The sequence below is a fragment of the Acinetobacter sp. TG2027 genome, assembly GCF_000302435.1.
GTDB lineage: Bacteria > Pseudomonadota > Gammaproteobacteria > Pseudomonadales > Moraxellaceae > Acinetobacter > Acinetobacter pittii.
In genome coordinates this window covers 248,077-262,070 of the sequence record NZ_AMJN01000031.1, presented here as the reverse complement: position 1 = coordinate 262,070, position 13,994 = coordinate 248,077, and the positions used below count along the sequence as shown (strand labels likewise).

General features: G+C 39.2%; 15 protein-coding genes and 3 tRNA genes. 9 read left to right on the top strand and 9 right to left on the bottom strand.

Annotated features, from left to right (window positions below; genetic code table 11):
* Window positions 1–12 precede the first annotated feature (12 nt).
* Window positions 13–1,152, bottom strand: a complete 1,140-nt coding sequence (gene carA, locus B806_RS0107470) for a glutamine-hydrolyzing carbamoyl-phosphate synthase small subunit (protein WP_017402807.1) — start codon at window positions 1,150–1,152, stop codon at window positions 13–15.
* 124 nt (window positions 1,153–1,276) lie between these two features.
* Between carA and B806_RS19350 the strand changes: the two genes are divergently transcribed.
* Entirely contained in the window at window positions 1,277–1,435 is a 159-nt protein-coding gene (locus B806_RS19350; protein ID WP_079381157.1) for a hypothetical protein, read from the top strand.
* A gap of 29 nt (window positions 1,436–1,464) precedes the next feature.
* Entirely contained in the window at window positions 1,465–2,052 is a 588-nt protein-coding gene (locus B806_RS0107465) for a hypothetical protein (RefSeq protein ID WP_017402806.1), read from the top strand.
* Between the two features lie 59 nt (window positions 2,053–2,111).
* On the opposite strand, the gene B806_RS0107460 is transcribed toward B806_RS0107465, so the two are convergent.
* Window positions 2,112–2,648, bottom strand: coding sequence for a DOMON-like domain-containing protein (locus B806_RS0107460; protein WP_017385771.1), 537 nt, complete (start codon window positions 2,646–2,648; stop codon window positions 2,112–2,114).
* Window positions 2,649–2,664: 16 nt separating this feature from the next.
* Window positions 2,665–2,988 (bottom strand): ribosome assembly RNA-binding protein YhbY, encoded by a 324-nt coding sequence (yhbY, locus tag B806_RS0107455; RefSeq protein ID WP_002115576.1) that lies wholly within the window; start codon window positions 2,986–2,988, stop codon window positions 2,665–2,667.
* A 199-nt stretch (window positions 2,989–3,187) separates the two neighbouring features.
* On the opposite strand from yhbY, the gene rlmE reads away from it, so the two are divergent.
* From rlmE to B806_RS0107435, 4 genes are all read left to right on the top strand, one after another.
* Entirely contained in the window at window positions 3,188–3,838 is a 651-nt protein-coding gene (rlmE, locus tag B806_RS0107450) for a 23S rRNA (uridine(2552)-2'-O)-methyltransferase RlmE (RefSeq protein WP_000235573.1), read from the top strand.
* 133 nt (window positions 3,839–3,971) lie between these two features.
* Complete coding sequence (gene ftsH, locus B806_RS0107445; protein ID WP_005803954.1) at window positions 3,972–5,867, top strand: ATP-dependent zinc metalloprotease FtsH; 1,896 nt, start codon at window positions 3,972–3,974, stop codon at window positions 5,865–5,867.
* A 133-nt stretch (window positions 5,868–6,000) separates the two neighbouring features.
* The gene (folP, locus tag B806_RS0107440; protein ID WP_025465962.1) at window positions 6,001–6,852 is read left to right on the top strand and encodes a dihydropteroate synthase; all 852 of its coding nucleotides are present in this window, start codon (window positions 6,001–6,003) and stop codon (window positions 6,850–6,852) included.
* Window positions 6,853–6,987: 135 nt separating this feature from the next.
* On the top strand, window positions 6,988–7,302 hold the full coding sequence (locus tag B806_RS0107435) for a DUF5713 family protein (protein WP_005067609.1): 315 nt from the start codon (window positions 6,988–6,990) through the stop codon (window positions 7,300–7,302).
* Here the strand turns inward: B806_RS0107435 and B806_RS19750 are convergent, their stop codons facing one another.
* Window positions 7,303–7,644: a hypothetical protein gene (locus B806_RS19750; protein ID WP_199982841.1), complete on the bottom strand. Its 342-nt coding sequence runs from the start codon at window positions 7,642–7,644 to the stop codon at window positions 7,303–7,305.
* A gap of 76 nt (window positions 7,645–7,720) precedes the next feature.
* A tRNA-Leu gene (locus B806_RS0107425) sits at window positions 7,721–7,806 on the bottom strand.
* 196 nt (window positions 7,807–8,002) lie between these two features.
* Between B806_RS0107425 and B806_RS0107420 the strand changes: the two genes are divergently transcribed.
* Window positions 8,003–9,766 carry an alkaline phosphatase D family protein gene (locus B806_RS0107420; RefSeq protein WP_017402805.1) on the top strand — a complete coding sequence of 588 codons (1,764 nt, stop codon included), beginning with the start codon at window positions 8,003–8,005 and terminating at the stop codon, window positions 9,764–9,766.
* Between the two features lie 103 nt (window positions 9,767–9,869).
* Here B806_RS0107420 and B806_RS0107415 read toward each other — a convergent pair.
* Window positions 9,870–9,955 (bottom strand) — tRNA-Leu (locus tag B806_RS0107415).
* An 11-nt stretch (window positions 9,956–9,966) separates the two neighbouring features.
* Window positions 9,967–10,040: transfer RNA gene (locus tag B806_RS0107410), tRNA-Cys, on the bottom strand.
* 152 nt (window positions 10,041–10,192) lie between these two features.
* On the opposite strand from B806_RS0107410, the gene folD reads away from it, so the two are divergent.
* The gene (gene folD / locus B806_RS0107405) at window positions 10,193–11,041 is read left to right on the top strand and encodes a bifunctional methylenetetrahydrofolate dehydrogenase/methenyltetrahydrofolate cyclohydrolase FolD (protein WP_002115552.1); all 849 of its coding nucleotides are present in this window, start codon (window positions 10,193–10,195) and stop codon (window positions 11,039–11,041) included.
* 256 nt (window positions 11,042–11,297) lie between these two features.
* Window positions 11,298–11,966: a 50S ribosomal protein L11 methyltransferase gene (locus tag B806_RS0107400; RefSeq protein WP_017385775.1), complete on the top strand. Its 669-nt coding sequence runs from the start codon at window positions 11,298–11,300 to the stop codon at window positions 11,964–11,966.
* 22 nt (window positions 11,967–11,988) lie between these two features.
* On the opposite strand, the gene B806_RS0107395 is transcribed toward B806_RS0107400, so the two are convergent.
* Together B806_RS0107395 and B806_RS0107390 are read right to left on the bottom strand one after the other, a co-directional pair.
* A complete protein-coding gene (locus B806_RS0107395; protein ID WP_017385776.1) occupies window positions 11,989–12,411 on the bottom strand; it encodes a hypothetical protein in 423 nt (140 codons plus the stop codon).
* A gap of 117 nt (window positions 12,412–12,528) precedes the next feature.
* Complete coding sequence (locus B806_RS0107390; RefSeq protein WP_079381129.1) at window positions 12,529–13,860, bottom strand: MFS transporter; 1,332 nt, start codon at window positions 13,858–13,860, stop codon at window positions 12,529–12,531.
* Window positions 13,861–13,994 lie beyond the last annotated feature (134 nt).

Sequence of the window (13,994 nt, the reverse complement as noted above, 5' to 3'; positions counted from 1 at the left end):
TTCGCTCCTTAATTACTGTTTAGATGCTTCGATAAGTTCGATAAAATGATCGAACAATGGGGCACAATCATGTGGACCTGGGCTTGCTTCAGGGTGACCCTGGAAGCTGAAAGCTGGTTTGTCTGTACGGTGAATCCCTTGTAAGGTGCCATCGAACAATGATTTATGCGTTGCTTTTAAGTTAGCCGGTAAAGTTTCAGCATCTACAGCGAAACCATGGTTTTGTGAAGTAATCATCACTGTACCATCTTCAAGATTTTGTACAGGGTGGTTAGCACCGTGGTGACCATGATTCATTTTTACAGTTTTTGCACCAGAAGCGAGTGCCAAGATTTGGTGGCCTAAGCAAATACCAAATACAGGTAATGTTGTGGTTTCAACAATAGTTTTTACAGCTTCGATTGCATAATCACAAGCAGCTGGATCGCCAGGGCCATTTGAAAGGAATACGCCATCCGGATTAAGTGCCAATACTTTTTCAGCCGGAGTTTCTGCAGGTACAACGGTTAATTTGCAACCGCGGTCTGCAAGCATACGCAAGATGTTGGTTTTGACACCGTAATCGTATGCAACTACATGATATTTGAATTCAGGTTGAGAGAAGCCTTGGCCTAGAGTCCATGAACCTTCAGACCATTCAAAACCAGTTGGATCGCAACATTCTTTTGCAAGGTCTAAACCGTTTAAGCCACCAAAAGCACGAGCTTTGGCAATTGCTTCTTCTTCAGTAATATTTTCGCCAGCAAGGATGCAACCATTTTGTGCACCTTTGTCACGCAAAATACGTGTTAATTTACGTGTATCAATATCCGCGATTGCAACAACATTGTGTTCTTGCAAATATTCACTCAAAGACTGCTCAGCACGGAAGTTACTGTGTAGTAGAGGAAGGTCACGAATAATTAAACCATTCGCCCATACTTTATGGATACGACCAGATTCAACGTCTTCTGCGTTGCAGCCAGTGTTTCCGATATGAGGGTAAGTTAATGTCACAATTTGTTGTGCATAACTTGGGTCAGTCAAAATTTCTTGATAGCCTGTCATGGCTGTGTTAAAAACGACTTCTCCAGTCGTACTTCCCGTTGCGCCGATTGACGTTCCTTTAAAGATCGTTCCATCTGCGAGGGCTAAAATGGCGGGGGTGCTCAAACCAAAGCTCCTGAATTTCGGCTGTAAAAAAGCGAGTAGACCCAAAAAAGATAGGCGATGTTGTGATAAAACATGCCCCTCCCTATCGGTCTGCTCGCTTGTAACTTAACAGCGCATTATACGCATGGAACCTCAAAAAGTCTATTTATTTTCTGCTAAAAAACATAAATCATTGCTTGATTTTTACAAAAAAATTATCCACTCATCCGAATCAGTTACTTTTGATAAATTGTCTAACAATTTGCTGGCTGAATTTTTAGAACTGGATTTATTGTATTGCTAGTTAAAAAATAAACAATATGAGGAAATAGCATGAGTAATGATCAAGTTTCAAAAGATGTGAGCGAGAAAGCTCAAGCAGTAGTTGATTCGGTAAAAGCTGAGGTGAATGAAGTGAAAGAAACCGTAGCTGCTACTACAACTAAAGCGAAAAGAACAGTAACTGCTAAAACTGCGCAAGTAAAAGAAAGTGTTGCCGAGAAAACTGAGCAGATTAAAGAAGGTGCTACAGAAGCGAAAACTCAGGTGAAAGAAGCTATCACTGAAACTCAAGAGCAGGTCAAAGAAGTTTTAAGTGAAACTCAAGAAAAAGTTGAAGCTGAAACTCATGAGTTAAACAAGAATATTCAAAATCAATTTATTCAAATTAAACAAGATATTCTACAACGTCTTGATGTGATTAAAGCTCAGTTTAGCACCTCACAAGAAGGATTATCTGAACTTAAAAATGCTTTGAAAGCAGAAATTAATGCGCTTATCGAAGATTTGACTAAAGTCAGTAAAGAACTTAAAGGGGATATTAGCCAGATTTCTTTGAAGCACAAAGATTCTTTAAGTGAAAGTATTAAGCGTACTAAAAATAATGCAGTTGAAGCCTGGAATAAAGCAAGAGATAACTAATGATCTTAGCTTTTAGCTAGCTATAAAAAAGCGAGAATTAATTTCTCGCTTTTTTACTTTTAAAACTGATGTAACCAGTCACGCTTATTATGGAAATCTGCACTTTTTCCACTATGCTGCATTGCATAGTACTGAATACCTTCTTTGGTTTTTAAAACTGCAGTTAAACCTAAATAAAGGTTTGCCCATTTCAAGCGATGCTGTTGCATAAATTGTCCCAAATCAAGACTAACATTTAAGCCATAATGAGTACGCTTGAGATGGTTCAGTTCGATATCATAAGCAGCAAGGGGAGGCATACTTTCTGGATAGCGATATTCTTCAAACTGATAAGACTGCCATGCTTGAGAAGGGGAAAGGTTAATTTCCCGATAATAATCTTCATCATGCACGCCAACAAAAATTTCGAAACAAGTTTCTTCCCACAAAAAATCCTGACGCGGATGAGCCGCGACTTCTTGGGGCCAGACAATGAGTTGATTTGGATCACGAATCCAAAAACCGACATTTAAGGTGTGCGGTGCTTGCTGTTCAATTGCGCCAACAACAGAAACAGCATGAAAACGATCAAAAGCTGAAAGTTCGTAACTTGCCATAGTTTGTCAAATCAACTTAGTTTGCTAAATGAGCGTGGCGAACAAGATTAGACAAATGCTGGTTTTGCTTAGCTGCTTTTTTGTAAAGTAAAACAATTTTACCAATCTTTTGCACAGCTTCTGCGCCAGTCGCTTCTACAATTGCATCAATTACAGCAGTACGTGCTTCACGGTCTTCACCAGCAACTTTAACTTTGATAAGTTCGTGGTCGTTTAAAGCACGAAGAGTTTCTTCGATAACAGCATCTGTTAAGCCTTGTCCACCAATCATGACAACCGGATTAAGCACATGACCAATTTGACGTAAACGTTTACGTTCATGGATAGATAAAGCGGCCATTAAAAATACCTGATTTTAAAAACGACTTAGTATAGCAAAAAACTTAAATTCAGATGTACGAAAAACTGTATAAATAATCGATCAACATTATTGGAAAAAAACTGTAAAACTTGGTGAGATTACGCTACATCCGTACTGTAATGAGAGTAATTTTCACGTACAATGAACGATCAGAAGTTTTTTTGATATTTAGTGAGTTATGGCAACACGCATTACAAACCAGAAATTGTCGAAAAGTAGTCGTGCGTGGATGAGGGAACATCTAGACGATCCTTTTGTAAAAAAAGCACAAAAGGAAGGGTATCGTGCGCGAGCAGCATATAAACTTCTTGAAATCCAAGAAAAATATAAGTTGATCAAGCCAGGCATGACGGTAGTCGATTTGGGTGCAGCTCCTGGTAGCTGGTCTCAAATTGCTGGAAAACTTGTGGGTAGCAAAGGTTTAGTGATTGCTTCCGATATTTTGCCGATGGATGCTTTGCCTGATGTCACTTTCTTACAAGGCGACTTTAGAGAAGAAGCTGTATTTGAAAAATTGTTAAATATTTTAAATGGGCGACAAGTAGACATTGTAATTTCTGATATGGCCCCCAATACATCAGGTAATAGGGCTGTTGATCAACCTAGACAGATTTACTTATGTGAACTGGCTTTAGATTTTGCTCAAAAGGTTCTTGGACCTAATGGACAGTTTGTGGTTAAAGTGTTCCAAGGCGCAGGATTCGATGAGTTTCGTAAACAAGTGGTTGATAGTTTTGATGTGTTAAAGACAGCAAAACCAGCAGCTTCTCGGGCGCGCTCTAAAGAAGTTTTTTTGGTTGGACAAGGGCGTAAGAAAGCATTGCAATAAAGTTTACTTGCCAAGCTCCTAAAAATTGTGCATTTTGTACTTTTAGGTTATCCGCAAGCAATACAGTTGCTGTTTTTATGACGATCAGCCAAGATTGGGCATGATCAAATTAGATCGATATGGGAATAAAGCTTTGAGCGATTACTTCAAGAATGCCGTATTGTGGCTAATAATACTGGGTGTTCTGATTTTAATTTTCAGTAATATCAGTGACCGCAATAAGCCTACTGCGATGAAATATTCAGATTTCGTTGCAGCGGTGAATGCTGGCCAAATTAAGCAAGTCACAATTGACGGTTTAAATATTAATGGTGAAAAAACTAACGGATCACAGTTTGAAACTGTTCGTCCGCAAGTTGAAGACACTGAGCTTATGCCGAGCTTAAATAAGCAAAATGTTGTTGTAGAGGGAACAGCTCCTCAACGTCAAGGCATTTTGATGCAACTTCTCATTGCTAGTTTCCCTGTACTGTTAATCATTCTGTTATTCATGTTCTTTATGCGTAACATGGGTGGTGGTGCAGGCGGAAAAAATGGACCGATGAGTTTTGGTAAGTCGAAAGCAAAAATGCTTTCTGAAGACCAAATCAAAGTTAATTTTTCTGACGTTGCCGGCTGTGATGAAGCAAAACAAGAAGTTGTTGAAATTGTAGATTTCTTAAAAGACCCTGCAAAATTCAAACGTTTGGGCGCTACCATTCCTCGTGGCGTACTTATGGTTGGTCCTCCGGGTACTGGTAAAACGTTATTAGCCAAAGCAATTGCTGGTGAAGCTAAAGTTCCTTTCTTCAGCATTTCAGGTTCTGACTTTGTCGAAATGTTCGTGGGTGTGGGTGCGTCCCGTGTCCGTGATATGTTCGAGCAAGCGAAGCGTCATGCGCCTTGTATTATCTTTATTGACGAGATTGATGCAGTAGGTCGTCACCGTGGTTCAGGTACAGGTGGTGGTCATGATGAACGTGAACAAACCTTGAACCAAATGCTTGTAGAAATGGATGGTTTTGAAGGTAACGAAGGTGTAATCGTAATTGCTGCGACTAACCGTGTTGATGTCTTGGATAAAGCATTATTACGTCCAGGTCGTTTTGACCGTCAAGTAATGGTAGGTTTGCCTGACATTCGTGGTCGTGAGCAGATTCTGAATGTACATTTGAAAAAATTACCTTCAGTTACGGGTGTGGATGTTAAAGTTCTATCTCGTGGTACTCCAGGTTTCTCTGGTGCACAGTTGGCAAACCTTGTTAACGAAGCTGCATTATTTGCTGCACGCCGTAATAAGAACACTGTTGACATGCATGACTTTGAAGATGCAAAAGACAAAATCTACATGGGACCAGAGCGTAAATCGATGGTTCTACGTGAAGAAGAGCGTCGTGCAACTGCTTATCATGAAGCGGGTCATGCGATTGTTGCTGAAATTTTACCGGGTACAGATCCTGTTCATAAAGTAACAATTATGCCGCGTGGTTGGGCTTTAGGTGTAACTTGGCAGTTACCTGAACAAGACCAAATTAGCCACTATAAAGACAAGATGCTAAACGAAATTGCAATTTTGTTTGGTGGTCGTATTGCTGAAGAAGTATTTATCCAACAGCAATCTACTGGTGCTTCAAATGACTTTGAGCGAGCTACTAAAATGGCACGTGCAATGGTTACGAAGTACGGTATGTCTGACAAAATGGGTGTAATGGTTTACGAAGATGAAAACCAAAATGGTTTCTTTGGTAATGTAGGAAGCCGTACGATTTCTGAAGCAACTCAACAGTTAGTTGATGAAGAAGTACGTCGTATTCTTGATGAGCAGTATAAAGTTGCACGTAATATCTTAGAAGGTAATAAAGATATTGCACATGCGATGGTAAAAGCTTTGATGGAATGGGAAACTATTGATCGTGATCAAATCCGTGACATTATGGAAGGTCGTGAGCCACAACCGCCTAAAGTATATGTTGCTGAAAACCCAGTGGCTGCATTTGAACCACCAAAAGATGGTCCATCGACACCGCCACCATTACCAGCAATGAACTAATTAGTGAATTAAAAAAGCCACAGTCATGTGGCTTTTTTTATGGGTTTGAGTTTGTTAAAAGCTGAAAACAAATCAACACTATATATAGATGATAATTGCTAAAATACAGCCTGATTTTAAACTGGAGCTTTTTATGCAACTAATGCCTTTGCCTCAACAAATTTTACAGTGTGGACAGCTTCAGTTAGATCTATCACAGCCTCATGTTATGGGTATATTAAATGTCACACCAGATTCTTTTAGCGATGGTGGAAAGCATAATCAAGTAGATCAAGCGATTGTTCATGCACTAGCCATGATAGAGCAAGGTGCCACCATTATTGATATTGGTGGGGAGTCTACCCGTCCAGGGGCATCTGAAGTAAGCATAGAAGAAGAAATACGAAGAGTTGTGCCCGTAGTTGAAGCTTTAGCTAAACATAATATTGTTCTATCAATTGATACAAGTCAGCCTGATGTTATTCGTGCAGCGAAAGAAGCTGGAGCACATATTTGGAATGATGTACGTGCGCTTACTCGTCCCAATGCTTTAAAAACGGCGGCAGCTCTGGATATACCCGTAGTGATCATGCATATGCGTGGTGAGCCGACTACAATGAATCAGTTAGACCAATATACGGACGTAACCTTAGATGTTATAGCGGAGCTCCAGCAGCGCGTGAATGAAGCTTTAAATGCGGGTGTGAAAAAACATAATATTATTATTGATCCTGGGTTTGGTTTTGCAAAAAATGCGCAGCAAAACTTAAGACTATTAAAAGAATTTTGGAAGCTTGGTGAAATGGGTTATCCGATTTTATCTGGCCTTTCTCGTAAACGTTTTATTGGTGAAGCATTAAAGGGTGCAACTGCAGATCAGCGTGCGGTAGGAAGCGTTACGGGGCATTTGCTTAGTATTCAGCAAGGAGCATCGATTGTTAGAGCGCATGATGTCAAAGCAATGACTGATGCAATTCTAGTTTGGAAGGCGATGATACAAGCTTAATAAAGTAGGCTTTATAAAAATCAGGTAGTAGCTCATTAATTTAATGAGCTAGATGATTGAGTCAGGGAAAAATATCGTTATTCTTTTGAAAATATGTTATAAGCGGCAAGTTTTTGCTGTTGTGTAAACTTTTGTATGTTCGAAGACTTACTTCTCCCGATGTTTGATGATGAATATTATCCAGATATTTTGGTCGCTGAACTCAAGCAGCTCATTGAACAATTTGCTAAAAAAGTTCAGAAGCCTGCCTTAGCTGAGCAGGATATCTATCGATATGCTCATCAGACTGTGATTGAAATTAATGAAATGAAACCTCAGTTCGAAGATCTAGATTCTTCGTTAGATGATAGTGCTGCTGACTATATTGCTGAAGCAATGATGATGGTAGCACAGGAAGCTGGATATTTAGATCTAGAAATGGAAGAGCTGGTGATGAATCGAGAGTGGTGATTACTCTCGATTTTCAATATCTTCAAATACATCTAACAAGTGGCAAGATGCCTTTAAATGTATTTCGTCTATTTCTTTAACTTTTAAAACTAAAACACCATTCTCTTGATAATCTGCGTCCGCTAACAAACTGACCCAATAAGTTTCTCGTTTTTGTTCCAGCGTTTTAAATTTATCTATTATCTGTTCGGGTGCTTTAACTAAATAATCATCTTTAGTAATAGAGCAACGTGAAAAATACCAATGGTTGTCTTTGAAAGAAAGGGTACCAGAGAAAAGATCTGTGGCGTAAACCTTTGTTATAAAAAGGGTAGTGTAAACGAGTAATAATATTCTTATCATAAAATTCATTTTGTTTAGGCATAAAAAAACCAGCATACGCTGGATTCTTTGTAGCACCAAATTCAATATTTGAAAATGGTGCCCGGGGCCGGACTCGAACCGGCACGCTTTGTGGGCGGGGGATTTTAAATCCCCTGTGTCTACCTATTTCACCACCCGGGCATGTGCGCAATAATAGAGGACAAGTGCGCGATTGGCAAGAGAAAATCAGAGAGTTTGCTTTATTTTCAATCAGTTCTTGTTGGTATTTATATAAATTAACCAATTTGTGTCATGATTTGTTCATTAAACTGAGATCAGTTGTTCATCTTATCTACCTAAATTTAAGACACTCATTGCTTAAAACTTAGGTAATTTTATGTCAGAGAAAATTTCACGCCGAGAATTAATTCAAAAAAGTCTGTTCGGTTTTGGGGCGCTATCTTTGCCTGTAGCTTTTACGGGGTGTAATGATGGTTCCGATGAGGAGGGTTCAGAAACACAAGCAGATTTTTTACATGGAGTTGCGAGCGGCGACCCTTTGCAAGATAAAGTAATTTTATGGACGCGGTTAACACCAGTAGACTTTAGTGCACCTCTTAAGGTGACTTGGGAAATTGCTACCGATGATCAGTTCAAGCAAAATTTAAAGACTGGTACGGTTCAAACGACTAAAACTGACGATTTTACCGTGAAGGTGGATGCAACAGGTCTACAAGCGGGTTCGACTTATTATTATCGCTTTCGATTTGGTACCAAAGTCTCGCCAGTAGGGCAAACAAAAACATTACCTGTAACTACTAATAAGGTCAGCTTCGCAGTATGTTCTTGTTCTAATTATCCTGCGGGTTATTTTTACGGTTATCGTGAAATGGTAAAACAGAATGTGGATGTAGTCATTCATTTGGGTGATTATATTTATGAATATGGGGCTGATGGCTATGCGACAGAAGATGCTGCAAAGCTGGGCCGTACTTTACCGTCCAATAATAATAAAGAAATTATTAAATTAGATGATTATCGCAAACGTTATGCGGTGTATCGTCAAGATAAAGACTTACAGGCGGTTCATCAGCGTCACCCATTTATTGTAATTTGGGATGACCATGAGTTAGCGAATGATACTTGGCGCGAAGGTGCAGAGAATCATCAAAGTAATGAAGGCCCTTTCTTGGAGCGTAAATTAGCTGCTCTACAAGCTTATTTTGAATGGATGCCGATTCGCCCAGTTTCTAGTACCGATCATTTGAATATTTATCGTCAATTTAATTTTGGCTCACTAGTTGAGCTGACGATGTTGGATACACGTATTATTGCGCGAGATAAACAGCTTGAATATAAAGATTACATTACAGCTTCAGGTTTAGATGCTCAAAAGTTTCAGGCTGATTTAACAGATCCAAAGCGTACTTTAATGGGATATACGCAAAGGGATTGGCTGGTCGATAAATTAAAGCAATCTACAGCAACATGGAATGTGATTGGTCAGCAAGTCTTAATGAGTAAAATGTGGATTCCAGCTGAGTTGTTGGCATCGCTGGGGCAAATTACTTCAGGCGGAACTTCGCCTGATACGTTAGCTAAAATGACTGCTCAAATTACAGAATTAGTCACATTAAAATTACGATTAGAGCAGGGTGATCCAACTTTAACTGTTCAAGAAAAAGCGCGAGTCACAACATTAGTTCCATATAACCTTGATGCTTGGGATGGTTATTATACTGAGCGGGAGTTTTTGTACGCTAAATTGGCTGAGTTGAATAAGAAAATTATTGTTTTGGCGGGTGATACTCATAATGCGTGGACATCTTACTTATATAGCCAAAAGGGTGAATATGTCGGGGTTGAACTGGCGACAAGTTCGGTTTCTTCACCGGGTCTTGAAAAATATTTAAGTATTCCGCTAGCTCAGTTGCAGCAATTTGAATTTGCCTTTACTACGCTTATCGATGAATTGGCATATTGTAATTTAAATCAGCGGGGTTATTTAATGGTTACACTAGATGATAAGCAGGTGCTGTCGGATTGGATTTTTGTAGATTCAATTAAAAATGCAGAATATAAAGTAGATTCTAGTAGAAGCTATCAATTGGTGTTGGATGCGAATTTAACACCTGAAAAAGATAAGCAAAAAACTGCTTAAATATATGGGGCGAGAAAGGGATGCTAATAAGTATCCTTTTTTTAGACATAAAAAAACCAGCTTTCGCTGGATTCTTTATGACACCAATTTCTGTACTAGAAAATGGTGCCCGGGGCCGGACTCGAACCGGCACGCTTTGTGGGCGGGGGATTTTAAATCCCCTGTGTCTACCTATTTCACCACCCGGGCTTTACCAAATTTGGAGGCGGAGGTCGGAATCGAACCGGCGTCCACGGAGTTGCAGTCCGCTGCATGACCACTCTGCCACCCCGCCTACATTTGGTGATGCACATATTAGCAACCTTTACAAAAAAAACAATACTGTTTTGAGATAAGATGAACATAAAAGCAACATCTAGAATAAATTTGTCCAAATAATCATGTATTATTGGCACATTAAATTCATGTCTACCTTGGAGATGTGCTGTGGCATTGGTTTTAGACGGTCGCGCATTAGCAAAGCAAATTGAAGAAAATTTGTCAGTACGTGTTGAAGCTTTAAAAGCTAAAACAGGTCGTACCCCAATTTTGGCGACTATTTTAGTTGGGGATGATGGTGCATCTGCAACTTATGTACGCATGAAAGGAAATGCTTGCCGTCGAGTAGGCATGGACTCTTTAAAAATTGAATTGCCACAAGAAACGACAACAGAACAATTATTAGCTGAAATTGAAAAACTTAATGCTAACCCAGATGTACACGGCATTCTTTTACAACATCCAGTTCCAGAGCAAATTGATGAGCGTGCATGTTTCGATGCAATCTCATTAGCTAAAGATGTTGATGGTGTAACCTGTCTTGGTTTTGGCCGTATGGCTATGGGTGAAGCTGCATATGGTTCAGCGACTCCTGCGGGCATCATGACCATTTTAAAAGAAAACAATATCGAAATTGCTGGTAAACATGCGGTTGTAGTCGGTCGTTCAGCAATTTTAGGTAAACCAATGGCAATGATGCTTTTGCAAGCCAATGCAACAGTAACGATTTGCCATTCACGCACACAAAACTTACCTGAGCTTGTGAAACAAGCCGATATTATTGTCGGTGCAGTTGGTAAAGCTGAACTTATCCAAAAAGATTGGATTAAACAAGGTGCAGTGGTTGTAGATGCTGGTTTCCATCCTCGTGATGGCGGTGGTGTAGGTGATATTCAACTTCAAGGTATTGAAGAAATTGCTTCTGCTTATACACCAGTACCAGGTGGTGTTGGTCCAATGACCATTACAACTTTGATTCGTCAAACTGTAGAAGCTGCTGAAAAAGCTTTAGGTTAATTTAATTAACGTTAGGCTGTTATTTGATACGCGTAACCGTCATCCGCAATTGTTTGAGGCAGAAATACGTTAAAAATTTAATGTTTCTGCGATGCTTTCGATTCTAGAGAGTATCTGCCGAGTTTTGCGGATGACAATGGTTTTGCCTACTTTTCCCGAAAGAAAAGTAGGTCCAACCGAAGGTTATTCTAAAAATTCAAATCATAATGGAATGACTCTGTTATGCTTGTTATAAAAATGAATTAAAAGAAATCTGATGAGCTGCACCTTTCAACTGTCTAAAGCCCCTGAACATTTACTTCAAGCCTTACATGAAGTTATTCCCAATTGTGAGTTGATGGCACAACAATTACCAGAAACGCCTATTTCTTTATGGTTGATTCCACCAGTTTTTCCAACTGATCGCTTAGATGATGAAGTTATTCGTCGTATTTGGAATGATACGCCGTATTGGATTTTCTGTTGGGCATCTGGTTTAGCAATGGCACAGTGGTTACTTGCAGAGCCGCACCATGTTAAAGATAAAGTGGTGTTAGATTTCGGAGCCGGTTCAGGTGTTGTTGCAATTGCTGCAAAAATAGCAGGAGCGAAACGAGTCATCTGCTGTGATATTGATCAAGTTAGTTTGAATGCTTGCCGCGAAAACGCTTTACTTAATAATGTTGAACTAGAATATTTAGATGATTTATATAAGGCTGAGCAAGTTGATGTTTTGCTAGCAGCTGATGTTTTATATGATCAATGTAACCGCTTTTTCTTAGATGAATTTTTAAAGTTTGCACCAGAAGTCTGGGTGGCTGATAGTCGTGTTAAGAATTTTAGTCATCCCAAATATCAAAAGATTGGTGAAAGAAGTGCTTCTACATGGCCTGATCTAGATGAAGCTAAAGAGTTTAGAAATGTAAGTTTTTATAAGACGCTGTAAAAGAACAGCGTCTTTTTTTATTTTATAAACAAGTATAACGAACAACTTTTAGTGTGCTTGGACGTGCTTCAAGCGCTTGGCGAGTCGCATAGTCTTCACCATTATTTAAGCTAGGTGTATTTGATAAGCCAAAAGAAGCACGAGTTTCGCCGAGTTGAATTCCATAATGCTCATCTTTCGCTGGATTAGGAATTTCGGTGATACTCAAAATTGATAATTTATAAACCTTCTGAGCACCTAGCACATTTTGACAAGCACGTTGCAATTTACGCTCGTCGAGTTGCTGGTTATTACGACCCGCTAAAGTGTAAGCTAAAGTCGCCGAAGTTTTTGTTTGGTTTTCAATCTGGTATCCAGTTGAACCATTATATTGTCGAGGGGTAGTCTGACAAGCAGTTAAAACAAACATACTACTTAATGCCAAGCATAAAATACTTTTATTCATCAGTATCGTCCTTATTTTCTTATAGCTAGTATCTCATAAAATACAAAGGTTGTTGGGGCTTAATCTCATGATTTGAGCTAACATCGGCGTACGATATTAGCCCTTATTAGTAAAGTATTAATGTTCTTTAATTTTTGAGTGATGCTTGGTGTCTTTCATAAAAATATAAATAATCAGAGAAATGAAGATCATGATACTTACATAAATAAAGTACCAAGATTCATGCCCAGCTTCTTTAAAACTTAAAGCAAAGAACTCTGCTGTTCCGCCAAATAATGTATTGGCAATTGCGTAAGGTAATGCAACACCTAAAGCGCGAATGTGTGCAGGGAAAAGCTCAGCTTTAACTACGGCATTAATTGAAGTATAACCAGTCACCATTACAAGACCGCCAAAACATAACCAAAAAGCTGTCCAGTAGTTATGTGTATTTGCGAGTGCATCAAATAAAACGTAAGTGAATAAAACACCTGTTATTCCGAAGAAAATCATAAGGGGTTTTCGACCAATGCGATCCGATAAAGCACCCGCTACCGGCTGTAGACACATAAAAATAAATAGCGCTAAAGTTGTAATTTGGGTAGCTTCCGGTTTAGTAAATCCAGAAGTATTTACTAAATATTTTTGCAGATAAGTCGTGTAAGTATAGAAAGCTAAAGTCCCGCCAGCTGTTAAAAACAATACTGTGAACGCTTCTTTCGGATAATGTTTAAATAAAGCAAACATGCCTGATTTAGGCTGGTCTGTTTCACTTTGAGCATTTTTAAAAGATTGAGTTTCTAATAGGCCACGTCGAATACGGAAAACTACAATAGCAAGTAAAGCCCCGATAAAGAATGGGATACGCCATCCCCAATCATGTAGTTGTTCTTCAGTTAATACCATTTGTAATATTAATAGAACACATAGGGCTGTGAGCTGGCCAGCAATCAATGTTACATATTGGAAGCTAGAGAAAAAACCACGTCGATTTCTTTCAGCCATTTCACTTAAATAGGTAGCACTAGCACCATATTCACCGCCTACACTTAAGCCTTGAATTAAACGAGCGACAACTAAAAGAAGAGGGGCAAATACACCAATAGTTTCATAACTTGGCGTCACGGCAATAAGCAGCGAACCTATACACATTAAAGTGACGGAAAGCGTAAGACCCGCCTTGCGTCCTTTACGGTCGGAATAGATTCCCATAATCCATGCACCGATCGGGCGCATTAAAAAGCCTACAGCAAAAATTGCGGCCGCTTGAAGGAGTTGAGCCGTCTGGCTACCTTTTGGGAAAAAAGCATGAGCAAAATAGAGCGTAAATGCGGCATATACATACCAGTCGTACCATTCGACAAGGTTACCGGCAGAACCGCCCAAAATTGATTTTAGACGAGTTTTTGTATCTAAATTAGAATGTGGAGTTGTTGCGGTAGAAGGTTGATCAACCATGAGTCGCTCCATGTTTCGCTTGGGTTGAATGCTAAAAAAAGAGAAGATTTATTCCGTTTTACATATTTTCTAAAGGAGTATTTCACTTTATTTTTTTTATGTCTGTAAAACAATGTTTATTATTTAAGCAAAGGAATAAGTTGAAT

Bases quoted from the DNA above. Each gene is read 5' to 3' on its own strand.
- B806_RS19350 (WP_079381157.1), top strand. From the start codon at position 1,277: ATGGAACCTCAAAAAGTCTATTTATTTTCTGCTAAAAAACATAAATCA.
- B806_RS0107465 (WP_017402806.1), top strand. From the start codon at position 1,465: ATGAGTAATGATCAAGTTTCAAAAGATGTGAGCGAGAAAGCTCAAGCA.
- B806_RS0107460 (WP_017385771.1), bottom strand. From the start codon at position 2,648: ATGGCAAGTTACGAACTTTCAGCTTTTGATCGTTTTCATGCTGTTTCT.
- yhbY (WP_002115576.1), bottom strand. From the start codon at position 2,988: ATGGCCGCTTTATCTATCCATGAACGTAAACGTTTACGTCAAATTGGT.
- rlmE (WP_000235573.1), top strand. From the start codon at position 3,188: ATGGCAACACGCATTACAAACCAGAAATTGTCGAAAAGTAGTCGTGCG.
- folP (WP_025465962.1), top strand. From the start codon at position 6,001: ATGCAACTAATGCCTTTGCCTCAACAAATTTTACAGTGTGGACAGCTT.
- B806_RS0107435 (WP_005067609.1), top strand. From the start codon at position 6,988: ATGTTCGAAGACTTACTTCTCCCGATGTTTGATGATGAATATTATCCA.
- B806_RS19750 (WP_199982841.1), bottom strand. From the start codon at position 7,644: ATGATAAGAATATTATTACTCGTTTACACTACCCTTTTTATAACAAAG.
- B806_RS0107420 (WP_017402805.1), top strand. From the start codon at position 8,003: ATGTCAGAGAAAATTTCACGCCGAGAATTAATTCAAAAAAGTCTGTTC.
- B806_RS0107400 (WP_017385775.1), top strand. From the start codon at position 11,298: ATGAGCTGCACCTTTCAACTGTCTAAAGCCCCTGAACATTTACTTCAA.
- B806_RS0107395 (WP_017385776.1), bottom strand. From the start codon at position 12,411: ATGAATAAAAGTATTTTATGCTTGGCATTAAGTAGTATGTTTGTTTTA.
- B806_RS0107390 (WP_079381129.1), bottom strand. From the start codon at position 13,860: ATGGAGCGACTCATGGTTGATCAACCTTCTACCGCAACAACTCCACAT.